Origin of the sequence: Vibrio sp. 779(2023) (assembly GCF_033344285.1) — a bacterium.
Taxonomy (GTDB): domain Bacteria; phylum Pseudomonadota; class Gammaproteobacteria; order Enterobacterales; family Vibrionaceae; genus Vibrio; species Vibrio alginolyticus.
In genome coordinates this window covers 1-23,977 of sequence record NZ_JAWPOM010000034.1, presented here as the reverse complement: position 1 = coordinate 23,977, position 23,977 = coordinate 1, and the positions used below count along the sequence as shown (strand labels likewise).

Below are 23,977 nucleotides of genomic sequence, written 5' to 3'. Positions count from 1 at the left end.
CTTTTTTTATGCGTGTCACCTGAGAAACATGACGTTCTGGAGTGGCTTATCATGAGATTTTTGAGCGTAAAAAGCGCCATTTCAGAAGCAAAAAATCGAAGAGAAATATTTTTTCTTTTGAGTCAGATGGTTAAATCTGACCTATTGCTAACACTTTTTGAACGGGGACAGAGCAAAATCTGAACATTACACTATGTTGTAAATTGTTGCTTCCCATCATGGAGATGAAAATGAAAAAGCTTATGACGTCATTGGCGGTTGCAGCCGCTATCGCATCACCTGTTGCTTTTGCCGACAGTACACCTGTGATGTTCTCTACTATCGATAACACAAACGCACCCTCTAATTCTTCAGTAGGTGGCGTTCGTTTAGCTGTGCTGCATGGGCAGGTAAATGAGGTTAAAGGTGTCGACTTTTCACTGCTTGGTATGTCAGAAACGGATCGTACGACAGGTGTGAACTTCGGTCTGTTTTTTGGCGCAGCAAAAGTAAATCAAGAAATGAAAGGCGCGTCTTTAGGCTTAGTTAACTGGAACCAAGGTCAGACGACGGGTGTTAACTTGGGTGCTGTTAACATTACGAACAACGTAAAAGGCTTGAACTGGAGCGCGGTGAACTATTCTGAAGGCTACACCATGGCGGATGTGGGCTTAGCGAGTATCTCTAAGAAGTCTAATTTCCAGTTTGGTTTCTTCAACATGACCGATCAAATCGATGGCGTGCAAATTGGTCTTTTGAACTGTGCGGATAACGGTTTCTTCAAGTGTTTCCCACTCATCAACTTTGCTAAGTAATCCCTGAGAAAGTCAGAATCTTTATATACAGAAAGCCCTCGATGTTCGTCGAGGGCTTTTTAATTACAGATGGGATGAAGCGAGTTTCTCGGATCGTTAACTATTTAATTAATCGTGATGAAGTTTTGCGTTGTTGAATTCTTTGATGAACACCGCGGCGTAATGCTTTGATGTGGTTTTCTGCTTTATCCACACCTAACAACACGGTTAATGTCAGGAGAGTAATAACCACCGACTGCGTTAAATAACCCAAACCTATCATCAAACCTAAACCTGCTAGCACCCATATTACAGCCGCGGATGTTACGCCATGGATTTTTCCATCAAGTGTCATCATAACGCCAGCGCCTAAGAAGCCGACGCCAGTAATGATCTGACCAAGCACTCGTGCTTGATCAAGTGTATTTGGCGATAACGACACTGCCATCGACATAAACAGGTAGGTGCCTGAAATAATTAATATTGCTGTGCGAATGCCAACCGGTTTACCACGAGTTTGGCGCTCTATACCGATCATGAGCCCATTAATGGCGCAGCATAGTAGGGCAGGCCAACTGAATGGGCCAAGATCGAAAATTTGTTCGAATGCTGTATGCATCTTGACCTCCAAAAGTGCGGAGTATGCATAGACTTACCGTGCAAAGCGAACAAAAATAATCAATCTAGACGACAAATTTAATTGAGCGTCAGAGCTTACTCTAAATGCAAATCCAACGGCGTTTTACTTGGCCTGCCACCAATTTCTCGTGTGAGTTTTGGTACCAGATAACCCGATACACGCGTGATGAGTCCGCGCATAATAGCTTTCGCTTCTTCGTCCGAAATAAAGTAGTGCGCTGCGCCTTGCACCTTATCAAGAACGTGGAGGTAATAAGGCAAGATACCCGCGTCAAATAAGGCTTCACTTAACGCCACTTGAGCTTCTACCGAATCATTCACGCCTTTCAGCAGAACGCCTTGGTTTAGAAGCGTAACGCCCGCTCTTTTGAGCTTGAACATCTGTTCAGCAAATTCGTCATTGATTTCGTTGGCATGGTTGATGTGAGTGACGAGGATGATTTGTAACCTTGATGCTTGCAGCAGTTGGCATAGTTCATCAGTGACTCGAGCTGGAATCACCACAGGTAAACGGCTATGAATACGCAGACGTTTGATGTGAGGAATATGAGCAATGTGCTCTAAAAGCCAATAAATCTCATCGTCTTTTGCCATTAATGGATCACCACCTGAGAAGATGACTTCGTTCAACTCTGGTTGTTGTGCCATGTACTCTAAGCACTTGGTCCAGGCTTGTTTCCCGCTTTTGTTCTCTTGATAAGGGAAGTGACGACGAAAACAGTAACGGCAATTTACCGCGCAGCCACCTTTGACAATCATCAGGGCGCGGTTGCGATACTTGTGTAGCAGGCCAGGGACTTCATTGTCCTGCTCTTCCAATGGATCATTGGAGTAACCCGGATGCACCTCAAATTCGTCGCTCAGTGGTAAAACCTGACGTAAAAGAGGGTCTTTAGGGTTGCCTTTCTCCATCCTATCGACAAAACTTTGCGGTACACGCTGTGCAAACAGCTTGCGCGCGGCAAACCCGTCTTGCCACGGTGAAGGATCAATTTCCAGTATTTCGAGCAATTTTGCAGGATCAGAGATCCCATTCGCCAACTGTTTGAGCCAGTTTTGCTCAACAGATTCGACTTTTCGGGTTATTATGTGCGGCATTGAATTTAGCTCTAAGAATGTAAGAGGAAAAAATGGCTACAGTTAGCACCAATGAATTTAAAGGCGGTCTTAAGTTAATGCTTGATAACGAGCCTTGTGTAATTCTGGAAAACGAATACGTTAAACCAGGTAAAGGCCAAGCGTTCAACCGTGTTAAAATTCGTAAACTTCTTTCTGGTAAAGTGCTAGAGAAAACATTCAAGTCTGGTGACACTTGTGAAGTGGCAGACGTAATGGATATCGACCTAGATTATCTATATTCAGACGGCGAATTCTACCACTTTATGAACAGTGAAACGTTTGAACAGATCGCAGCGGATGCAAAAGCGGTAGGTGAAAACGCTAAGTGGTTGGTAGAAAACAACACTTGTATGATCACTCTTTGGAACGGTAACCCAATTACTGTTACTCCACCAAACTTCGTTGAGCTAGAAGTTGTAGACACAGACCCAGGCCTGAAAGGTGATACTCAAGGTACTGGCGGTAAACCAGCGACGCTATCAACTGGCGCTGTTGTTCGTGTTCCTCTGTTCATCTCAATTGGTGAAGTGATTCGCGTAGATACTCGTACTGCTGAATACGTAGGTCGTGTGAAGTAAGCACTTTATATGATTGTTAGAAAGGTCGCTTCGGCGGCCTTTTTTATTGCCTGTGATTCTTCTCTTTTAATCCCTCTGCGTAAAACATCGATATCCTCCGCAAATTTTTGATGATTTTGTATTATTCGTAAAAATCTTATTTATTCCATGAATCTGTCGATTATTCCTTAATGTAACATTTTGATACATTAGTACTTGTTGCTGAGTTGCATAGCAATCTGATTTTTATCGATTTAACTCAGTAACAATCCAAAAAAGGAGAACAAAATGGAAAGCAGAGGTTTAGGAAGGGGTTTAAAGGTGGAAGAAAGACGTCAGTTACTACATAAAGGATTAAAAGCAGCCGTATTTGGCGTACCGCTGTTGGCAATAGGCTTAACGATTAATAGCTCGGTGCTGATGACCGATGCGGGTTACAGCTACGTGCATCAGAATAATATTACTGGTGAGTTGGATGTGTTTACTGAACCTGGCATTCATTTTCGTATGCCATTTCTGTCCAAAATCACCAAGTATGACCAAGTGATCACCGTGTCATTCGGTAACAGCAAGGGCGAAGATTTTTATCAACGTCTTGATGCGATTCAGGTTCGATTTGCCGACACCTATATTGGTCAGATCCCCGTAACATTCCGCTTTAAGCTCAGTAATGACCCTGAAGCGGTGAAGAAGATGCATAAAGAGTTCCGCAACAACAGTAACTTGATCGATGCGCTGCTTGTAAAGAACGCACGTAACGTAACGGTGATTACCGCGACCCAATACACGGGTGAAGAGTTTTTCCAAGGTGGTTTGAACCAGTTCAAATCGAAACTTGGCGATCAGTTACGAGAGGGGATTTATCTGACAGAGCGACGTCAGGTTGAAGTGGAAGAGTTGGATCTTGCGCCTGTTGGGGCGAATCAAGCCAATCCGAACCAATTACAGCGCACCAATCAACTGGTATGGAAAACTGTGCCAGTCGTAGACAAAACCGGGCAACCAATTCGTCAAGACAATCCGTTACAACAATACGGTATTCAAGTGACGCAGGTGACCATTGGTGACCCGCAGCCAGAAAAGCAATTAGATCAGTTATTGGCAGATAAAAAGCGTCTAGTGGCGGATCGTATTCGCGCGATTCAGGAACAAGAAACGTCGAAAGCACAGGCAGAGACCGAGCAGTTACGCAAAGAGATTCAACGAACACGTGAGGTGCAAGACGCTCAGCGTGGTAAAGAACTCGCAATTATTGCTCAGCAAAAAGAAGTGGAAGTTGCACGTCAGATTGCAGAGCGTGAAATCGTTGAAGTGGAAAAAACCAAACGACTTGCTGAAGTCGAGAAGGAGAAAGAGCTAGCTATCGCAGAGGCTAACTTAGCGATTCAAAAAGCGAACGCACTTTCTGCTGAGTTTGAAGCGAAAGCGATATTAGCGAAAGGTCGCGCAGAATCTGAAGTCCTTAAAGGTAAGTATGCGGCGTTAGGAGCAAACCGTGAAGTTTACTTGGCAGAATTGAATCGAGACGTAGCGAACTCGCTGTACAACAATTTGCAAAACTTCCAAGTTCAGATGCCACAAAATTACATTGGTGGAAGTGACGAAACGGGCTTGAAAACAAACCTAGATGTGATTACTGGCTTTGGTGCTCTGGGTCTTATGGACCAGACAAAGAAGGTCGCACAGCAATAAGATCATGGGTGGTCAAAAGCTTAAAAAGCAAAAAGATCATAGGTAACCCAAAGCAATAAAAAAGCTGGCATTTAGCCAGCTTTTTCTTTTTTGGTCAGTCTCTTAAATCATGAAGATAAAGATAACTGCTAGTGCAGTGATGAGGCCTGCAAATGCATAACATGCAATTTTACCAATCACACCAGTGTGGAATTTAAGGTCGTGCATGCCGTGGTGTACACGGTGCATTGCATGCCACATTGGCAATGCTAGCGTGCCAATGATGAATAGCGCACCGATGATGCTGGTTGCGAAGGCAGAGACACGCTCGTAGCTCATCGCTTCTGCGTCAATCACGCCTAGTGGTACCAAGATACCTAGCACAAGAACGGTGATTGGCGTGATCATCGCGAACCAAGTACCACCTGCGCCAAACAGACCCCACCAGATTGGCTCATCAGAACGTTTTGGTGATGTGTTTACACTATAATTCGGTTTCATTGCTCAGCTCCTTACACCACGATGAGAACGATCAGTGAGATGAACGCAACCGCGGCCCACTGAGTCAATACGATGATCTTCTTGTCCACTGGTTTGCCCTTCAAACGAATTGGCATTACTTGTGGCATCATGCTGAAGAAAGTTTGAGCGTGGAATAGGCTACCGAGTAGTGCAACGATGTTGATTGCGACTACGATTGGGTTCGCCATGAACGCTAACCAACCTTGCCATGCTTCAGGACCTTTCACCAAGCAACCTAAACCGAAAGTTAGGAACAGAGTGAATAGGATTAACGGAAGCACCGTCGCTTCACGTAGCATGTAGAAGCGGTAGAAAGGATGGTTCTTCCACCAAGTGCGTTTTACTTCACGAACGTAAGGTTTACGATTGCTCATCCTTATGCCTCCACTTTCTTTGGTGAACCATCAGGTTTCAACATAGCAATCACGAAGTCCATAGAAGACTCCACTTTGCCTTGGTTTACTGCCGCTGCTGGGTCAACGTTCTTCGGACAAACTTCAGAACAGTAACCAACAAACGTACAACCCCAAGCACCGTTTTCACCGTTGATAAGCTTCATGCGCTCATCTTTACCGTTGTCACGGCTGTCTAGGTTGTAGCGGTGGGCTAGCGTTAGTGCAGCAGGACCGATGAACTCTGGGTTAAGACCAAACTGAGGACATGCTGCATAGCACAGACCACAGTTGATACAGCCAGCGAACTGCTTGTATTTCGCCATCTGTTCTGGCGTTTGCAAGTTCGTACCGTCTTCTGGTTTACGATCGTTACCAATGATGTATGGTTTGATTGCTTCTAGGCGCTCGATGAATGGCGTCATATCAACAATCAAGTCTTTCTCGATTGGGAAGTTCGCTAGAGGCTCGATAGTCACACCGTCTGGGTAGTCACGTAGGAAGCTCTTACAAGCAAGTTTCGGTACGTTGTTCACCATGATGCCGCAAGAGCCACAGATCGCCATACGGCAAGACCAACGGTAAGACAGATCTTTGTCTAGGTGGTCTTTGATGTAACCAAGTGCGTCAAGTACAGACATGGTTTCATCGAATGGGACTTCGAATGTTTGCTTGTATGGTTCTGCATCTTTTTCTGGGTCGTAACGCAGGATGTCTACTTTTTGAATGCGATTTGCTGACATTATGCTTGCTCCTCTGCGTTCTTCTCTTCAGCCGCGGCTTTTTCTGCTGCTTCACCGTATAGACGAGCTTTTGGTTGTGACTTAGTGATGGTCACATTGCTGTAATCGATACTTGGTGCTGACTCTGGCTTGTAGAAAGCAAGTGAGTGTTTTAGGAAGTTCACGTCATCACGTTCTGTACAACCGTCGTCTAGACGTTGGTGCGCACCGCGAGATTCTTTACGTAGAATCGCAGAGTGAACCATCGCTTCTGCGACTTCTAGGCCGTAGCCTACTTCAATGGCGTACAGAAGGTCAGTGTTGAACACTTTACCTTTGTCTTTGATGCTGATGCGTTTGTAGCGTTCTTTCAACTCAGTGATCTTGTCGATAGTCGCTTGCATCAAATCTTCTTGGCGGTAGATACCACAACCCGCTTCCATGGTGTGGCCCATTTCTGTGCTTATTTCTGCCCAGTTTTCGTCGCCTTCTTGGTTCATCAGTTTCGCGATGCGCTCTTCAACGGCTTTGACTTGCGTGTCAATTGCCGCGTCGTTCCAACCTTTGAATTCTGCTGCGCGTTTCACTGCGTTTTCACCCGCTACGCGGCCAAATACCACGAACTCAGCCAGTGAGTTAGACCCTAAACGGTTTGCACCGTGAAGACCAACAGACGCACATTCACCCACCGCGAATAGGCCTTTAATGCGAGTTTCACATCCGCCGTCCGTTTCAATACCACCCATGGTGTAGTGAACGGTTGGACGAATTGGAATTGGCTCTTTTGCAGGGTCCACGTTTACGTAAGCTTTTGCTAGCTCACAGATGAACGGTAGACGCTCTTGTAGGTACTCTTCACCAAGATGGCGAAGGTCTAGGTGCACCACGTCACCCAGTGGGTGTTTGATGGTGTTGCCTTTCTGTTGTTCGTGCCAGAAAGCTTGAGAAACTTTGTCACGAGGACCCAGTTCCATGTATTTGTTCTTCGGTTGGCCAACTGGAGTTTCAGGACCCATGCCGTAATCTTGTAGGTAACGGTAGCCATTCTTGTTAACGATGATACCGCCTTCACCACGACAACCTTCCGTCATCAGGATACCTGTACCAGGAAGACCGGTTGGGTGGTATTGAACGAATTCCATATCACGTAGAGGAACGCCGTGACGGTAAGCCATTGCCATACCATCGCCCGTTACGATACCGCCGTTGGTGTTACAGTGGTAAACACGGCCCGCGCCACCTGTTGCTAGAACAACCGATTTTGCTTTGATAGTAACAAGCTCGCCTTCAGACATGTGAATAGCAATCAGACCTTGAACTTCGCCTTCATCAACAAGCAGATCCACCACAAAGTACTCATCAAAACGTTTGATGTTGCTGTACTTCATTGATGTCTGGAATAGCGTATGAAGCATGTGGAAGCCAGTTTTGTCTGCAGCGAACCAAGTACGTTCAACCTTCATACCACCAAAGCGGCGTACGTTGACTTCACCGTTCTCTTTACGACTCCATGGGCAACCCCATTGCTCCATTTGGATCATTTCGCGAGTCGCGTTCTCTACAAAGTATTCAACAACATCCTGTTCACATAGCCAGTCACCACCGCCAACAGTGTCGTTGAAGTGGTTGTCTAAGCTATCTTCATCCTTGATAACTGCTGCTGAGCCACCCTCTGCAGCGACCGTGTGGGAGCGCATTGGATAAACTTTAGAAATCAGAGCGACTTCTAAGTCTGGGTTTGCTTCAGCCGCTGCAATAGCAGTACGAAGACCAGCGCCGCCTGCGCCGATGACTGCGATATCTGTGGTGATAATTTGCACAGTTATCCTCCAGTGTGTGATTGCGGAAATCCGCTTGTTATTGTCATTACGAGGCGCTCTTTAAAAAGAACTCCCCAAAAGTAGTAGGGTTAGTGTAGATGAGCCACATGGCAGAAAAATTGATGTAATTGGGTTTTTGCTTCGGTAATGCACTTAAGGGCATAGAATTTATAGGTTATGTGACTGCTATCACGGCATCGAGGTTTTGGCCCTCAAGCATTAACATTAGGGATGTTAAGCCTGTGTTGCGTGACATTAACCGCATGGATAATAGGATTTTAACTGAGTGTTTTTTGTTCTGCGGCACGAGTAATGCTTGCCTCAAATTGGCGAGCTCATTAGTAAAAAGAAGAAGGGATATTCCTCTCTTCTTGAAGAGTAAAAAGCATGTAGAATGAGACTTTCCTCGCTGAATTAAAGTTTGAGAGATTTGTTATGCAAACCAACTGGCAACCTACTGCTTCCATTGACCAACTTCGTCAACGTGCGACGTTAGTCGCGTCGATTCGACAATTCTTCGCTGACCGACAGGTGATGGAAGTCGATACGCCAGCCATGAGTCACGCAACCGTGACTGACATCCATTTGCATACTTTCCAAACCGAGTTTGTTGGCCCAGGCTATGCCGATGGCAGTAAGCTGTTTTTTATGACCAGCCCAGAATTCCATATGAAGCGCCTTTTGGCTGCGGGTAGCGGTTGTATTTATCAAATCAACAAAGCATTTCGTAATGAAGAGAATGGTCGCTACCACAACCCTGAATTCACGATGTTGGAGTGGTATCGCGTTGGCTTTGACCATCATAAATTGATGGATGAAATGGATGACCTGTTGCAGCTGGTATTGAAGTGTGGCGCAGCGCAGCGCATGACGTATAAGCAAGCCTTCATTGATGTGTTGGGTGTGTGTCCACTGGAAGGCTCGATGACTGAGCTGAAAGCGGCGGCAAGCAAGCTGGGTTTGAGTGACATTGCTGAGCCAGAAGAAGATCGCGATACGCTGCTGCAACTACTATTTAGCGTGGGAGTAGAAAACAAAATTGGTCAGGACGTGCCGGCTTTTGTGTACGACTTCCCTGCATCACAGGCGGCGCTTGCGAAAATCAATCCTCAAGATCATCGCGTCGCGGATCGTTTTGAAGTGTACTTTAAGGGGATAGAGCTGGCGAACGGATTTCATGAACTGGATAACCCGAAAGAGCAATTAGCGCGCTTTGAACAAGATAACGCAAAGCGTATCGAAATGGGTTTAAAACCACAGCCGATCGATTATCATCTGATCTCTGCACTGGAAGCAGGGTTGCCAGATTGTGCAGGGGTCGCGTTGGGTATCGATCGTTTGATCATGCTGGCGCTAGGCTGTGACCACATTGATCAAGTGACGGCCTTTCCATTTCCAATTGCATAAGGACGTCCAATGAACCTGACGGCTGCACGTTTCGTCATCTTTAGCTACGCCATATTGATCGCTTTTTTATCTCTGAGTTCAGGTGAACTGCAAGACTGGGGCAATATTGCGTATCTCGACAAAATGCAGCACGCTATGGCGTATAGCGGCTTTGCGTTTTTAGGTTGCTTTTGCGTGTGGCGTTGGCGTCAACGTTGGGCGGTGGCGATTGGTATTTTGCTATTCAGCGCCGTTATTGAGTGGTTGCAAGGGTATGTAGGGCGACAAACTTCTTGGTTAGACCTTGTCGCCAACTCAACTGGCATCTTAACTGGTCTGTTATGTTACCGTATTTGGAGCCTCTATCGACCTAGGTTGGTGAAGTCGCTATACTCGATTCGTTAATGAAGAGGGAACACGATAACAATGAAAACGCGCGACAAAATCGTCTACGCGGCACTGGAGTTGTTCAACCAACATGGTGAGCGAAACATCACCACCAATCACATTGCCGATCACATCGAAATTAGCCCTGGTAATCTGTATTACCACTTCCGCAATAAGCAAGAAATCGTTCGTGAGATCTTTGCGCTTTATTCAGCAGAACTTTTAGAAAGATTTACCCCTATTCAAGGTTCGCAAGAGAGCCTGACTATGCTGAAGAGCTACCTAGACTCTATTTTTACCTTGATGTGGAAATACCGCTTTTTCTACGCAAACTTACCAGAAATCTTGTCACGAGATGAACAGCTACACGAACAGTACATCGATGTGCAAGAGAAGCTGCAAGCGAACCTCATTGCTATTATGCAAGAGTTCGTAACGATGAAGCTGTTGAATGTCGATCAACAACAGTTGAAGTCATTGGTATGTACATTGCACTTGATTGCGTGTAGTTGGTTGGCATATCAATCCGCGATGGCTTCAAAAACCAACATTACTGAGCAAATGGTGAAGCAAGGGATGTTGCAGATGCTTAATGTCGTTAAGCCATTAGCAACAGAGCAGGGCTTAGAGCAGCTACTGTTATTAGAAGATGCGGTTAGCAATCTACACAGTTAAACGTCAAACTGCTTAATATTTCGAGAGTCACTCTCATTTTCGAGTCGTGGCTCGAGTTGACTTGTCAAATATGCCACGCACAATAGTCCCATACGCTAAAAACCCTTGCAGGGATAAGATTCTCGATAAAGGAACTATCGCCCCATGAATTACGACATTTTTAATGGTGATGCTGATGGCATCATTGCTCTTCTACAATTGCGTTTAGCTGATCCTGTCGATGCCCAGTTAATAACCGGTGTAAAGCGCGACATCAAGCTGGTGGAAAAAGTAGACGTGCAAGCGGGTGATGAGCTGACTGTGTTAGACATTTCGATGGAAAAGAACATGGCAGGTCTAGAGCAAGCTTTGGCTCAAGGCGCGCACGTCTTTTACGCCGATCATCACAAAGCGGGCGACATTCCTCAGCATGGTAATTTGGATGCGCACATCGATCTCGATGCCAACATGTGCACGGCGTTGATTGTCGATAAGTTGCTTGATGGGCGTTTTCATGACTGGGCGATTACGGCGGCTTATGGCGATAACATGATTGCTAAAGCCGATGAGTTAGCGAATAACGCGGGCTTGTTGCAGCAACAGAAAGAGCAGCTAAAAGAGCTGGGTACTTTAATTAACTACAACGGCTACGGATCGAAGGTCGAAGATTTACACTTTCACCCTGCGGAGCTGTACCGAGCTTTGCTGAAGTACACGTCACCATTTGAAGCTATTGAAGATACGGCCTCGCCATACTACCAATTGCAATCGGCTTACCAACAAGACATGGAGGCGGCTCTCGCAGTGCCTGCCATGCATGAGAGTGGTAAGCTGAAGTTGTTTGAGTTACCAAACACGGCGGCATCACGCCGAATCAGTGGTGTTTATGGCAACTGGCTAGCAAACCAAACCCCTGACTCTGCGCATGCGGTACTTACTGAAAATGCAGATGGTACTTATACGGTTTCACTCCGCGCCCCATTAAACAATAAACAAGGTGCCGTTGCCGTGTGTGGTCAGTTCCCGACAGGTGGGGGGCGAGAGGCGGCGGCAGGAATCAACGCGTTAAGCAAAGATGATGTGAATGCTTTTATTGATGCGGTAGAAACCTACTACGCATAGCATTTTCCAAAATATGAATACAAAAAAGGAGCCGAGTGGCTCCTTTTTTATTATAAGTCTATGAGTCAGATAATCAGCGTTTTAACCAAGATTTCGGATTCTGCGCTTCACTATTACGACGAATTTCAAAGTACAGCGATGGTCTGTCTTGACCACCTGTATCACCCGCGAGAGCAATCACTTCGCCGGCGGTGACTCGGTCGCCTTCTTTTTTAGTTAACGCTTGGTTGTAACCATAGAGGGTCATGTCACCTTTTCCGTGGTCGAGCAGTACCACTAAACCGTATCCGCGCAGATACTCAGCAAATACGACAGTACCAGGATAAACGGCTTTCACTTGTTGACCATAGTTGGCAGACAACACCATGCCCTTCCAGTTTACCTGCCCGGTTTGTCGCGTACCAAAGTTGTGTAACACACTGCCTTTGAGTGGCCAAGGCAACTTACCGCGCTGTTTGCCGAGTCCGTCCATTGGCACCGCATTACGCTTCGCTGCTTTGGCGATCTCTGCTTTTAAACGGGTTTCGTTGCGTTGCAGCTCGGCTAAGTAGCGTTTGTCATTCTTGATACTGCTCTGAATTTTATTCAGGGTTTGCTTACGCTTGGATTGTGTACTCGCTAGCGCTGTACGTTTTTCGGATTGCTGCTTGAGCAGAGTCTCGATTTGCTCTTTTTCTAGCTCGAGCTGGTTTTTGTTGTGCGCTAATTCTTGGGTTATTTTGGTGATCGCATCAATCACTTCAGCACGTGCTTTAGCTAAATGCTGGAAGTATTGGCTCATGCGGTCTTCTTCCACACCTTGATTTAACAAGTGACCATTGGCCTTCGCTCGCTCGGTTACGTAATACGTTTGCAGCAGCTGTTTGAGTTCTTCTTCTTGCTCTTGACGCTGTGCTTCTTGCAAGGCAATTTTCTCTTCCAGGTTTTCTATGTTTTTGTCTGCTTGTGCGAGGTTAGACTTGGTTTGTCGTATTTCACGCTCAAGCTTAGAAATACCAAGCTCTTGATCTTTTAGTGATTTCTGTAACTCATTGAGCTGCTTTTCTTGGGAAGAGAGCGATTTGCGCTGACGGCTTATCTCACTGGATACGCCTTTGAGCTCTTGCTGACTCACAGCAGAGGAGGTAATGGGATAAGTGGCAGATAAAGCACAAGTTAATAAAATAGCCGAGCGTAGAACAGGGTGATTTTGTTTTCGCACTTGAGAGTTACCTACCACGTTGTTGTCAAAAAGGTTTGTTGACGATTAAATACCATCTCCATGGATAAAGCTTTGCGACTTGCCGTTAAAGCCTTGATCCATATCGAGAGAGGGTTTGTCTGTTTTTGGACGTCCGACGATTTTTGCAGGCACGCCAGCCACCGTTGTGTGAGGAGGCACGGCTTGCAATACCACAGAGCAAGATCCGATTTTCGCGCCTTCACCGACTTCGATATTGCCAAGAATCTTTGCACCAGCGCCGATCATTACGCCTTCGCGAATTTTCGGGTGACGATCACCGCACTCTTTACCAGTACCACCAAGGGTGACATCTTGCAGTATAGACACGTCGTTTTCGACCACGGCAGTTTCACCAATCACGATGCCTGTTGCATGGTCGAGCATGATACCACTACCAATGCGCGCTGCAGGGTGGATATCGACCTGACATGCTACCGAAATCTGATTTTGTAGGTAAGTCGCAAGAGCGTGACGACCTTGCTTCCACAGCCAGTTTGCTACTCGGTAGCCTTGCAGGGCGTGATAGCCTTTTAGGTACAGCAAGGGCATTGAGTACATTGAAACAGCAGGGTCGCGATTGACCGTGGCACAAATATCACAAGCCGCGCCGTCAGTGATGGTTGGATCAGCCGCAAAGGCTTCTTCAACCACTTCACGCACAGCCATCGCTGGCATGGAAGCGGTGTTCAATTTGTTAGCCAGAATATAACTCAGAGCGGCACACAAACTTTCATGCTTGATAATGGTGGCATGATAGAAGCTCGCCAGCATAGGCTCTTGTTCTGACATTTCACGGGCTTCTGAGACAATTTTGTTCCAGACTTTTTGTTTTTCGCAGTGTTTCATTCTCAATATCCAGAGTGGTTCTTCCGTGACCCGACAACTTCAATTTTTCTCAGATGAGCTGCAAAGGGCGGTAGATTGCTACTTTCCTTCGGCTTTTTTGTCACGAGCAAGTAAATCTTGCGCTGCTAAGCGCGCATCTTTTCCTTGATACAATACTTGATAAATTTGATCAACTATCGGCATCTCAACACCCATACGTTGAGAAAGTAGCCATACTTCTTTTGTATTGCGGTAACCTTCAACCACTTGACCAATTTCTTCTTGAGCCGTATCAACGTCTTTACCTTGGCCTAATGCCAAGCCAAAGCGTCGGTTACGTGATTGGTTATCGGTACATGTCAGGACAAGATCGCCTAAACCCGCCATGCCCATAAAGGTTTCTGGCTGTGCACCCAGCGCAGCACCAAGGCGACTCATTTCAGCCAAGCCACGAGTAATTAATGCAGTACGGGCATTGGCGCCAAAACCGATACCATCAGACATACCCGCACCAATCGCAATAACGTTTTTCACAGCGCCACCCAATTGCATACCAATAAAGTCACTATTGGCATATACGCGGAAGGTTTTGCTACAGTGGATTTTTTCTTGTAGATCCGCAACAAATTCAGAATCTGGAGACGCAACAGAGATTGCAGTCGGCATACCCATTGCGAGCTCTTTCGCAAACGTTGGGCCAGACAATACTGCTAGTGAGTAGTTTTCACCGATAATGTCATAAGCGACGTCTTTCAGCAGGCGCCCCGTTTCAGGTTCAAGCCCTTTGGTTGCCCAACAGATGCGAGAGTCTTCGCGCAAGAATGGTTTACAGCTGTTTAGCACGATGCCAAAGACATGGCTTGGAACCACAACCAACAAATCTCGGCTTGCTTGAACGGCTTTTTCTAAATCCGATTCAATGATCAAGCTTTCAGGGAAATCAACACCTGGTAAAAAGGCATGGTTAGCTCGGTCTGCTTCTAGGCGAGCCATGTGCTCTGGCTCGTGTCCCCAAAGGACAACGTTCGCGCCGTTACGAGCGAGTGAGATTGCCAAAGAGGTGCCGTATGAGCCTGCGCCAATCACAGTCATTGCGATGTCTTTACCGTAAGCATTGTTTGTATTTGCTTGTGTCATGCTACCGCCTAATTGTCTTGCTACTAGTAGAATCTAGTTCCTAATCGTCAAATTTTACGCCTTCTGGCGATTAGGAACTAGGAACTTTTGTCAGAAATAAAAAATGCACATTGCATCGAATGGTAGACGCTCTGTGCATTTTATTTGAGTCGGTGACGTCAGCACTGTGGCTATTCGTCACTTATAAAACGTGAATTACGCTTCAGCTTCGCCTTGTTGAGCTTGCTGTTGTAGGTAGTTCATGAATAGCGCGTCAAAGTTTACTGGCGCTAGGTTCAGTTGAGGGAACGTACCTTTAACGACTAGGCTTGAGATAGTTTCACGAGCGTATGGGAATAGGATGTTCGGGCAGAATGCGCCTAGGCAATGTGCAAGTTGACCAGCTTCCATTTGTTCAGCAGTGAAGATACCACCTTGTTGAACTTCACATAGGAACGCAGTCTCTTCTTCGTTCTTCACAGTAACGGTTAGGCGTAGAACAACTTCGTAAACGCCTTCACCAAGCTCACGGCTTTGAGTGTCTAGGTCTAGTTTAACGTCTGGGTTCCACTCTTTCTGGAAAATTACTGGAGAGTTCGGCGCTTCAAAAGAAACGTCTTTTAGGAAGATGCGTTGAATTGCGAAGTTTTGTTGTGCGTCTTGAGGTGCTGCTTCAGCCATTTTTTAATCCTTAAATCAATATTTGTTGAGCCTAGAAACGTCTAAGCTCAGAAAACTGGTATGTCCTGAGACTAACTGAGCCAATCTACCTTGACTAGATGAAGCGTGTATTACGTGCAAAGCGTCACAACTTAGTGCTCCAACTGCTTTCAATTTGCTCAGTTTTTTGTCCGCGAGGCTTGGTAAAAGCGCGTTTAAACGCGAACTTTCGTTCTTGCCACGTTCCTACTTCTTACCGCGAACTAACGGCAGGTTCGCTTCGTTCCACGCAATCAAACCATTTTTTAGTAGGCTCACGTTTTCGAAGCCAGCTTTTACTAGTAGGTTTGCGCTTTCTTGAGCGGTCTGTCCTGTCTTACATACAACAATGATTGGGTCTGATTTGTGGTTTTCAAGGCTACCCAAGTTACCCGCTTTGATGTCTGACGGTAAAATGTGAAGTGAGTCGGTGATATGACCTTTTTTGAACTCGTCTTTGGTACGGATATCCACTACAACGCCGTTTTCACGGTTCATAAGATGAGTCAGTTGGTTTACGTTGATTTCTTTGTATGCGGCTGTCGCTGATTTCACGATGTTCATGATAAAGGCGACAAGAAGACCTACCCAAACCAAAGATAGAATCATGTTCTGTTGGAAAAATTCAATGTACTCTTGCATGTCTTGAGCTCTTACGCTGTTGGCGGAAAAATAAAGCAGGAGTATAGCGAGGTTACGGCTCTTAGGCGAGAGGGTTAAAATTTTCTAACGAATAATTGAGATCTCTATAAACCCTTTATGCCCTTACTATCCGTACATTTTGCTCTGGTAGCTTGATTGCTTTTGCCTATTGGACTTATCGGTTTAAGTGACTTCTGTTTTACTGAGAAAAGAGAACAATAGGTATTAACCCATCTTGTTTGATGTTGCTTTAAATTAGCGCTGTTTCAAGTGCAAAAATAAGAATGAGAAGCGTAAGAAAACCGAACTTAGACTGGGGTGTACAAAGCGTATTAGAAATGACTATGCTTGTGGAACACGTTTGTCGGCACTGACTCGTTGTTCGCTTAACTTGTAAGATAGCAACAATAAATCGCAAACATTATTTGATCTTAACCTACAGTTTTGGTTAAAAAGTGTAGTAAAATTACGCTAGTTTTGTTTCAAGGTTAGATAGGGCAGCGAGGCCCTACGCCAAAAGTTACTTAAATTTGATGAGGTCATCACTATGTCAGCTAAGAAGCCACTGGCTCTAGTTATCCTTGACGGTTACGGTTACCGTGAAGACACAGCAAGTAACGCAATTGCGAATGCGAAAACACCAGTAATGGATGCTCTGATTGCGAATAACCCACACACATTAATCTCTGCTTCAGGCATGGATGTTGGCCTTCCTGATGGTCAAATGGGTAACTCTGAAGTTGGTCACACTAACATTGGTGCAGGCCGCGTTGTATACCAAGACCTGACTCGTATCACTAAATCAATTGCGGATGGTGAGTTCGAACAAACGCCTGCGCTAGTTGAAGCAATCGACTCTGCTGTGAAAGCTGAAAAAGCAGTACACATCATGGGCCTGATGTCTCCAGGCGGTGTTCACTCTCACGAAGACCACATTTACGCTGCAGTTGAAATGGCAGCGGCGCGTGGCGCAGAGAAAATCTACCTACACTGCTTCCTAGACGGCCGTGACACACCACCACGTAGTGCTGAAAACTCACTACAACGTTTCCAAGACCTATTTGCGAAACTAGGTAAAGGCCGCGTTGCTTCTCTAGTAGGTCGTTACTACGCAATGGACCGTGATAACAACTGGGATCGCGTCCAAGTTGCTTACGATCTTCTAACTCAAGCTAAAGCTGAGTTCACAGCAGAAACGGCAGTTGCAGGTCTAGAAGCGGCTTACGCTCGTGAAGAAAACGACGAATTCGTTAAAGCAACAGCTATCAAAGCGGAAGGTCAAGAAGACGCAATCATGCAAGATGGCGATGCGGTTATCTTCATGAACTACCGTGCTGACCGTGCACGTCAAATCACTCGTGCATTCGTTCCTGCGTTTGACGGCTTTGAGCGTGCAGTATTCCCAGCAATCAACTTTGTGATGCTGACTCAATACGCGGCTGATATCCCTCTAGCTATCGCATTCCCACCTGCGTCTCTAGAAAACACTTACGGTGAGTGGCTATCTAAACAAGGTCAAACTCAGCTACGTATCTCTGAAACAGAGAAATACGCACACGTGACTTTCTTCTTCAACGGTGGTGTTGAGAACGAATTCGAAGGCGAAGAGCGTCAGTTGGTTGCTTCTCCAAAAGTTGCAACGTACGACATGCAGCCTGAAATGAGCTCTCCAGAACTAACAGAGAAGATGGTTGCGGCTATCAAATCAGGTAAGTTCGATACCATCATCTGTAACTACCCGAATGCAGATATGGTTGGTCACACTGGCGTTTATGAAGCGGCTGAGAAAGCAATCGAAGCTCTAGATGAAAGCGTGGGTAAAGTGGTTGAAGCAATCAAAGAAGTTGGCGGTCAACTATTGATCACTGCGGACCACGGTAACGCAGAAATGATGATCGACCCTGAAACTGGCGGCATCCACACTGCTCACACTAACCTACCAGTACCTCTAATCTATGTAGGTGACAAAGCGGTTGAATTCAAAGAAGGCGGTAAACTGTCTGACCTTGCACCAACCATGCTTTCTCTAGCTGGTCTAGAAATCCCAGCAGAAATGACGGGTGAAGTACTAGTTAAATGATTAACTAACGGCTCCGAATGACAAAAGCCCGAGTTTAAACTCGGGCTTTTTTGTATCTGGCAGTAAGGGCTGGTCTGTAAGGTTACTGAACCAATATGCCCGCACCAATCACAGCTAGGGCTGCGCCCAACCATGCAAATCGGTTTGGTCGGCGTTTCGTGTAAATCCAGAGCAGTGGTAGCAACATAATTGGCGTGGTTGAAGATAGCAGTGCAACCATACCTACATTTCCTTCTTGCAGTGCGTATAAGATTAGCGTCATGCCGACGGCCATCGCCAAGAAACCATTAAGTGCAGTAATACCAAATACGCGCCAAGTAATGTGTTGCGTCGAGCGAGCGACTTTGACCCCTAGAATTAACAACATGCTGTGGGCGAAAAAGGCACTGATCATTCGAATAGCAGAAGCCGCAACTGGGTCAATACTGGTTTGCATTACTGGCTTGGCGATGATACCGCCCAATGCTTGGCACATTGCTGCGGTTAAGCCAAGTCCAATACCTACCCAGATGTTACCTTTAATGTCTTCCAAGACGTTATTCACTTGACCTCTTCGGCCAAAGAATATCGCCATCACCACGCCGCTAAATACCAATGATGCGCCCAGTAGTTCTATTGTGGTCATGACTTCGCTAAATAAGAAGTAGCCCAAGATGGCAGAGAACACGGCGTGGCAAGAGAATAGTAACCCGGCCTGTCTTGGCCCCATACGATTCAAACACGCGAATAGAGCGGTATCACCAATAAAAATACCAATCAGTCCTGAGGCCATCATTGGCGTTACATGTTCCCAAGAAACCGTTAACCAGCCGCCAGTTATCCAGGCCATTGTTGATAAGATCACGGCTGTGCAGCCCATACGCCAGCGGCTGTAAGAAAATGCGCCTAGGTGTTGTGCAGGAATGACCGAAATTAGGCTAGAAACTGCCCACAGAAAAGCGGCGCATAAAGCAAGCCATTCGTAACCCATGATGTGTCGACGTCCTTGTAGAGTAGAGGAGTCTTAATATGCACGAAATTTAATGGATGTAAAAGCGGCTCTGCAAGGGCAATAGTTGGCGAACAGCTCCATGACAACAAGCTCTGTCACGGAGCTTATCGATTAAAACAGCACCAGAACTGCGCCATACACGATAAATAGACCAATCAAACCAAGAATCAGCCCCACTTTCGCCATGTCTTTGCTCTCGATGAGGCCTGTTGAATAAGCCAAAGAGTTTGGTGGTGTGGAAACCGGTAAGATCATGCCAAGTGATGCGGAGAAGGCGACGACAACCAGTAAACCTTGTAGGCCACCAACCGCAATAAGGCTTGGCATTGATGTACCAATAGCGGCAGCAATAGGCATCAATAAGTTTGCTGTTGCGGTATTAGACATAAAGTTCGCCATTAACCAACACACTACTGATAGGGCTAAAACTACGGCAAATGGTGATAGCAGGCTGTAATCAATGGCGTGCGCTAATGCTTCGGCTAAGCCCGTTTTGTCTAAGGCAATGCCAATTGCTATACCACCGGCAACTAGCCATAAAACATCCCAGTTAATCAGCTTGAGTTCTTCTTTGCCCATAATGCCCGTTAAGGTGAACACTGCTAGTGGGATAATCGCGACAACGTATGTATTCATGCCATGCACTTTCGTTGTCATCCAAAGCAAAATGGTTAGTGCAAAAGTGATGTAGACGACGATCGCACGCCAGCTCCTTTTGAATGTACCATCTAGCTTTAGTTTCATTTCTGGTTCGCTAGACGGAAACAGCTTTTGCAACAAGAACCAAGCTACAGTGAGTTGTACCAACACAAATGGTAGACCCATTGTCATCCACGATAGGAAGTCTATCGCGTTTTCTCCAGTGAGATATTGAAGCGCTATCGCATTAGGTGGCGTGCCTATCGGAGTCGCAATGCCGCCTGTATTCGCGGCAATTGGAATACACAACACCAGTGCTTTAATCCCTAAATCCCCTTTAGGTGCTGAAGCGACGATGGGGCCAAGCAGGGCTAGCATCATCACGGTCGTGGCAGTATTGGACATAAACATTGAAAAAACGGCGGTAATTAACATCAAGCCCAGCATGATGAACTTAGGTTGGGTGCCGAATGGTTTTAATAGTACTCGGGCGAGGTTGTTGTCGAGCTCGTATTTGGAAGCCGCAATCGCGAGAGCAAAACCACCCATAAAAAGAATAATGATCGGTGAAGAGAAGGCCGAGAAAATATCGGTGTAAGCAATTAACTCTCCTAAATCATGCCCCGCTGGTGGATTGCGAAATAGATGCAAACCTTTATCCGATATCATGATCAGTTCAAGAGCGATAATAAGAATGGACGTAGCAAAAACGGGAACCGGCTCGAGAACCCAAAGTAGGGCAGCAAGAAGAAAAATAGCTAACAGGCGATGCTGAATTAAAGTGAGATCGTCAATAGGAATAGCATCGATCGGTATCATCAAAACACCGAGCGGAATTAAAAAGCACACCAGCAATTTCGCCAACGTGTTTACACTCATCTTTGGCATTGGCTGCCCCTCTAAATATTCATTCTAAGCGCAGGATAATTGATTGTGGAATGAGGGTCTTAGAGGCAGGTATGAGTTTGAGAAATAGAGGCTAAATTTCGAACGGAGTTTTGCTTTTTATCAATAAAAAGAGCCCTTAATAAAGGGCTCTTTAACGGTGTTTTACTTATTTTTTCAAGGCGTAAGGTGTGCCCATAACGGTTGGCTTACCGTTTTCCATGCTTGCGTCAAACTCAATCGCGTCTTTGGCAAACAGGTTAATAACAGTAGAACCCAGTTTGAAGCGGCCCATCTCTTCGCCTTTTTTCAAGATCACGGCCTTGTCACCCTCTGCTGGGTAATCCCATTTGTAGACAGTGTTTCCACGAGGCGGAGTGATAGTGCCAGCCCATACTTGCTCAATGCTACCAACAATTGTCGCACCAACAAGCACCTGTGCCATTGGACCAAACTCAGTATCGAAGATACACACCACACGCTCGTTACGTGCAAATAGGTTCGGTACGTTTTCTGCTGTCAGAGGGTTTACTGAGAACAGGTCACCTGGTACGTAAATCATTTGGCGCAGAGTGCCGTCACATGGCATGTGTACACGGTGGTAATCGCGCGGAGATAGATACAATGTGGCAAAAGAACCATCTTTAAATTCGTCCGCTAAATTCGCGTCACCGCCCAGCAATTCTTGTGCTGAGAAGTGATGACCTTTTGCTTGGATAAGTTGACCATCTTCAATAGGGCCAAATTGGCTAACACAAGCGTCGGCTGGGTGAGTGATGACGTTTTCGCCTTCAGAAATTGGGCGTGCGCCCTCTTTTAGCTCACGAACGAAAAACTCGTTGAACGTTTTAAAATGCTTAGGATCTGAGTGCTTCGCCTCATCCATGTTCACATTGTATTGTTTGATAAACCAACGAATAACTGCTGTTGTTAGACCGCCAGCTTTTGCTGAAGCCAGTTTACCCATTAGGCGAGTGAGGCCGTGTTGTGGGATCCAGTACTGCAGTCCAACTTTAAACTTGTCCATCTTTAATTCCGATACTTCTGTTAGATTCGCGCTTTAGGGCGCGTGATGTTACTGAAATTTAATTTGCTTGTCAGTATTAGGTGAAGACTTTTTACACAGTTACAGCCTTAACTCAATTACAGATCGGCTTTTTTATTACGTGAATACTGACGATTTGCTTTGTTTTCAACCATGCTTTCCAAAATGCGATGATAGTTTTCAAAGCGAGTTTCGTTAATTTCCCCGTTCTCGACAGCTTCGCGTAGAAGGCAGCCTGGGTCATCATTGTGTTTACAATCTCGGAACTTGCAACCGCCTAAATATGGTCGAAATTCAACGAATGCTTTTGTTACTTCTTCTGCTTCCAAATGCCAAAGACCAAATTCACGTACTCCAGGTGAGTCGATCAAATCGCCACCCGTTGGAATGTGGTATAAACGTGCAGCCGTCGTGGTGTGTTGGCCCAAGCCAGAGTTCTCAGAGACTTCGCCTTCTTCCACTTCGCTCTCTAGTTCCGGCATTAACGCGTTGACTAAGCTGGATTTCCCTACGCCTGATTGACCAACAAAGATATTAATTCGGTCACGCAGCAGGGTTTCTAGTTCAGCAATGCCTTCTCCAGACTTCTTGCTGACCAGAAGCACTTTATAGCCAATGCGTTCATATTCTTTGAGCCATTCTTCATACATTGCACGATCATCGGCTTCTAGAAGGTCGACTTTATTTAAGACCAACAATGGCGCAATATTCAGTGTTTCTGATGCAACGAGATAGCGGTCAATAATATTTAGCGATAGCTCTGGTAATACCGAAGAGACAATGACCATTTGATCAATATTGGCTGCAACGGGTTTTAGGCCATCGTAATAATCTGGACGAGTGAGCACTGAAGAGCGAGGTTCTACCGCTTCAACAACACCAGAGATGCCCGCCATAGACTCCAATCCTTCGCGCCATAAAACACGATCGCCAGATACTAGAGACTCAATACCACGGCGGAGGTTACAGCGTTGAATTTCGCCTGTTTCAAGGTCTTCAATGTCCGCGTGCTGACCAAAACGAGTGATCACGAGACCTTGCTTGCTGGCGCCTAGCATGTTTTCATCCCACTGGATGGAATCTTCTTGCTTCTTCAAACGCTTTTGTTGGTTGCTACGTACGCGTCGCACCTGACCTTTGGTTAACTTTTTCTTCTTTGCCACAATTCTGTACTTTATGTGAATTTACTCAAATGGTTGAGCCGTACTCTTGGCTCCGTGTATGAGTATCGTGTTTCTCGTATTTTGAGGTATAGTACCTCTTTTATCGATAAACAAATAGGCGGCGTAACCATGTCCTTTAGCGATCAAAACCTAATTTGGGTTGATTTAGAGATGACAGGGCTTGATCCTGAAACGCACAAAATCATCGAAATTGCTTCTATTGTCACGGATAGCGAACTAAATATTTTGGCTGAAGGTCCAGTGTTAGCGATTCATCAGCCGGAAGAAGAACTGGCGAAAATGGACGACTGGTGTACTAATACGCATACGGCAAGCGGTTTGGTGGAGCGCGTTCGAAACAGTCAAATCTCAGAACAAGACGCAGTCGCACAAACCATTGAATTTTTAGAAAAATGGGTGCCAAAAGGGGCGTCGCCAATATGTGGTAACAGCATTGGGCAGGATCGTCGCTTTTTATACAAGCATATGCCTGAGTTGGAAGAGTTCTTCCATTACCGATATGTTGACGTTAGTACTCTTAAAGAACTAGCACGTCGCTGGCAACCTGAGGTGCTAAATGGGTTCACAAAACAGGGAACACATTTGGCCTTGGACGACATTCGTGAGTCCATCGCAGAACTTAAGTACTATCGAGGTACTATTTTCAAGATTTAACTGTTAAGGTTGCGATCCAAATTGTTGTAATTTATATCGCTTTTGATTGCTTTTTCGTCGTTCAGTAAAAAAATAAAGTTTTTTTGAAGGAAGGACTTGCATCACAAAAAAATGCTCTTATAATTCGCAGCCCTAAACAGCGGAAACGTTGTTGATGCGACACTAGCTCAGTTGGTAGAGCGCAACCTTGCCAAGGTTGAGGTCACGAGTTCGAACCTCGTGTGTCGCTCC

24 protein-coding genes and 1 tRNA gene are annotated in these 23,977 nt (G+C 45.8%); 10 read left to right on the top strand and 15 right to left on the bottom strand.

Annotation, left to right across the window (positions count from 1 at the left end):
• The first annotated feature begins 230 nt into the window (after positions 1–230).
• Positions 231–794 (top strand): VC2662 family protein, encoded by a 564-nt coding sequence (locus tag R8O70_RS23715; protein ID WP_005381507.1) that lies wholly within the window; start codon positions 231–233, stop codon positions 792–794.
• 100 nt (positions 795–894) lie between these two features.
• On the opposite strand, the gene R8O70_RS23710 is transcribed toward R8O70_RS23715, so the two are convergent.
• Positions 895–1,392: an MgtC/SapB family protein gene (locus R8O70_RS23710; RefSeq protein WP_005381504.1), complete on the bottom strand. Its 498-nt coding sequence runs from the start codon at positions 1,390–1,392 to the stop codon at positions 895–897.
• Positions 1,393–1,487: 95 nt separating this feature from the next.
• A complete protein-coding gene (gene epmB / locus R8O70_RS23705) occupies positions 1,488–2,510 on the bottom strand; it encodes an EF-P beta-lysylation protein EpmB (protein ID WP_065274938.1) in 1,023 nt (340 codons plus the stop codon).
• 32 nt (positions 2,511–2,542) lie between these two features.
• Between epmB and efp the strand changes: the two genes are divergently transcribed.
• Entirely contained in the window at positions 2,543–3,109 is a 567-nt protein-coding gene (gene efp, locus R8O70_RS23700; protein ID WP_005381500.1) for an elongation factor P, read from the top strand.
• A 267-nt stretch (positions 3,110–3,376) separates the two neighbouring features.
• Positions 3,377–4,780, top strand: coding sequence for an SPFH domain-containing protein (locus R8O70_RS23695; RefSeq protein ID WP_005386397.1), 1,404 nt, complete (start codon positions 3,377–3,379; stop codon positions 4,778–4,780).
• A 102-nt stretch (positions 4,781–4,882) separates the two neighbouring features.
• Here R8O70_RS23695 and frdD read toward each other — a convergent pair whose 3' ends face one another.
• From frdD to frdA, 4 genes are read right to left on the bottom strand one after another with little or no spacing between them, the layout of a single operon-like run.
• Positions 4,883–5,260, bottom strand: a complete 378-nt coding sequence (gene frdD / locus R8O70_RS23690; protein WP_005381493.1) for a fumarate reductase subunit FrdD — start codon at positions 5,258–5,260, stop codon at positions 4,883–4,885.
• Between the two features lie 11 nt (positions 5,261–5,271).
• Positions 5,272–5,655, bottom strand: coding sequence for a fumarate reductase subunit FrdC (gene frdC / locus R8O70_RS23685; RefSeq protein ID WP_005381491.1), 384 nt, complete (start codon positions 5,653–5,655; stop codon positions 5,272–5,274).
• Positions 5,656–5,657: 2 nt separating this feature from the next.
• Complete coding sequence (locus tag R8O70_RS23680; protein ID WP_005381489.1) at positions 5,658–6,416, bottom strand: succinate dehydrogenase/fumarate reductase iron-sulfur subunit; 759 nt, start codon at positions 6,414–6,416, stop codon at positions 5,658–5,660.
• Entirely contained in the window at positions 6,416–8,215 is a 1,800-nt protein-coding gene (gene frdA / locus R8O70_RS23675) for a fumarate reductase (quinol) flavoprotein subunit (RefSeq protein WP_318184389.1), read from the bottom strand. The genes R8O70_RS23680 and frdA overlap by 1 nt, the downstream gene beginning before the upstream one ends.
• A gap of 435 nt (positions 8,216–8,650) precedes the next feature.
• On the opposite strand from frdA, the gene epmA reads away from it, so the two are divergent.
• The 4 genes from epmA (at position 8,651) to R8O70_RS23655 (ending at position 11,764) form a co-directional block, all read left to right on the top strand.
• Positions 8,651–9,622, top strand: a complete 972-nt coding sequence (gene epmA / locus R8O70_RS23670; protein ID WP_149192320.1) for an elongation factor P--(R)-beta-lysine ligase — start codon at positions 8,651–8,653, stop codon at positions 9,620–9,622.
• A gap of 9 nt (positions 9,623–9,631) precedes the next feature.
• Entirely contained in the window at positions 9,632–10,006 is a 375-nt protein-coding gene (locus tag R8O70_RS23665; protein WP_005381482.1) for a VanZ family protein, read from the top strand.
• Positions 10,007–10,027: 21 nt separating this feature from the next.
• A complete protein-coding gene (locus tag R8O70_RS23660; RefSeq protein ID WP_005381480.1) occupies positions 10,028–10,663 on the top strand; it encodes a TetR/AcrR family transcriptional regulator in 636 nt (211 codons plus the stop codon).
• A gap of 144 nt (positions 10,664–10,807) precedes the next feature.
• Complete coding sequence (locus R8O70_RS23655; protein WP_017821834.1) at positions 10,808–11,764, top strand: acetyltransferase; 957 nt, start codon at positions 10,808–10,810, stop codon at positions 11,762–11,764.
• A 73-nt stretch (positions 11,765–11,837) separates the two neighbouring features.
• Here R8O70_RS23655 and R8O70_RS23650 read toward each other — a convergent pair whose 3' ends face one another.
• From R8O70_RS23650 to R8O70_RS23630, 5 genes are all read right to left on the bottom strand, one after another.
• On the bottom strand, positions 11,838–12,983 hold the full coding sequence (locus R8O70_RS23650) for a murein hydrolase activator EnvC family protein (RefSeq protein WP_005381476.1): 1,146 nt from the start codon (positions 12,981–12,983) through the stop codon (positions 11,838–11,840).
• Positions 12,984–13,010: 27 nt separating this feature from the next.
• Entirely contained in the window at positions 13,011–13,832 is an 822-nt protein-coding gene (cysE, locus tag R8O70_RS23645) for a serine O-acetyltransferase (protein WP_005381475.1), read from the bottom strand.
• Positions 13,833–13,910: 78 nt separating this feature from the next.
• Entirely contained in the window at positions 13,911–14,948 is a 1,038-nt protein-coding gene (gene gpsA, locus R8O70_RS23640) for an NAD(P)H-dependent glycerol-3-phosphate dehydrogenase (protein ID WP_005381474.1), read from the bottom strand.
• A 195-nt stretch (positions 14,949–15,143) separates the two neighbouring features.
• A complete protein-coding gene (gene secB / locus R8O70_RS23635) occupies positions 15,144–15,608 on the bottom strand; it encodes a protein-export chaperone SecB (RefSeq protein WP_005386410.1) in 465 nt (154 codons plus the stop codon).
• A 225-nt stretch (positions 15,609–15,833) separates the two neighbouring features.
• Positions 15,834–16,268, bottom strand: coding sequence for a rhodanese-like domain-containing protein (locus R8O70_RS23630; RefSeq protein WP_005386415.1), 435 nt, complete (start codon positions 16,266–16,268; stop codon positions 15,834–15,836).
• Between the two features lie 547 nt (positions 16,269–16,815).
• Between R8O70_RS23630 and gpmM the strand changes: the two genes are divergently transcribed.
• Positions 16,816–18,348 (top strand): 2,3-bisphosphoglycerate-independent phosphoglycerate mutase, encoded by a 1,533-nt coding sequence (gpmM, locus tag R8O70_RS23625; RefSeq protein ID WP_005386416.1) that lies wholly within the window; start codon positions 16,816–16,818, stop codon positions 18,346–18,348.
• Positions 18,349–18,430: 82 nt separating this feature from the next.
• Here the strand turns inward: gpmM and R8O70_RS23620 are convergent, their stop codons facing one another.
• From R8O70_RS23620 to rsgA, 4 genes are all read right to left on the bottom strand, one after another.
• Entirely contained in the window at positions 18,431–19,318 is an 888-nt protein-coding gene (locus R8O70_RS23620) for a DMT family transporter (RefSeq protein ID WP_017635571.1), read from the bottom strand.
• A 132-nt stretch (positions 19,319–19,450) separates the two neighbouring features.
• A complete protein-coding gene (locus tag R8O70_RS23615; RefSeq protein ID WP_115386346.1) occupies positions 19,451–20,866 on the bottom strand; it encodes an SLC13 family permease in 1,416 nt (471 codons plus the stop codon).
• A 166-nt stretch (positions 20,867–21,032) separates the two neighbouring features.
• Complete coding sequence (gene asd, locus R8O70_RS23610) at positions 21,033–21,890, bottom strand: archaetidylserine decarboxylase (protein WP_005381465.1); 858 nt, start codon at positions 21,888–21,890, stop codon at positions 21,033–21,035.
• Positions 21,891–22,006: 116 nt separating this feature from the next.
• Positions 22,007–23,071, bottom strand: a complete 1,065-nt coding sequence (gene rsgA, locus R8O70_RS23605; RefSeq protein WP_005386419.1) for a small ribosomal subunit biogenesis GTPase RsgA — start codon at positions 23,069–23,071, stop codon at positions 22,007–22,009.
• A gap of 129 nt (positions 23,072–23,200) precedes the next feature.
• Between rsgA and orn the strand changes: the two genes are divergently transcribed.
• The gene (orn, locus tag R8O70_RS23600; protein WP_017635574.1) at positions 23,201–23,746 is read left to right on the top strand and encodes an oligoribonuclease; all 546 of its coding nucleotides are present in this window, start codon (positions 23,201–23,203) and stop codon (positions 23,744–23,746) included.
• Between the two features lie 156 nt (positions 23,747–23,902).
• Positions 23,903–23,975 (top strand) — tRNA-Gly (locus R8O70_RS23595).
• Positions 23,976–23,977: the final 2 nt, after the last annotated feature.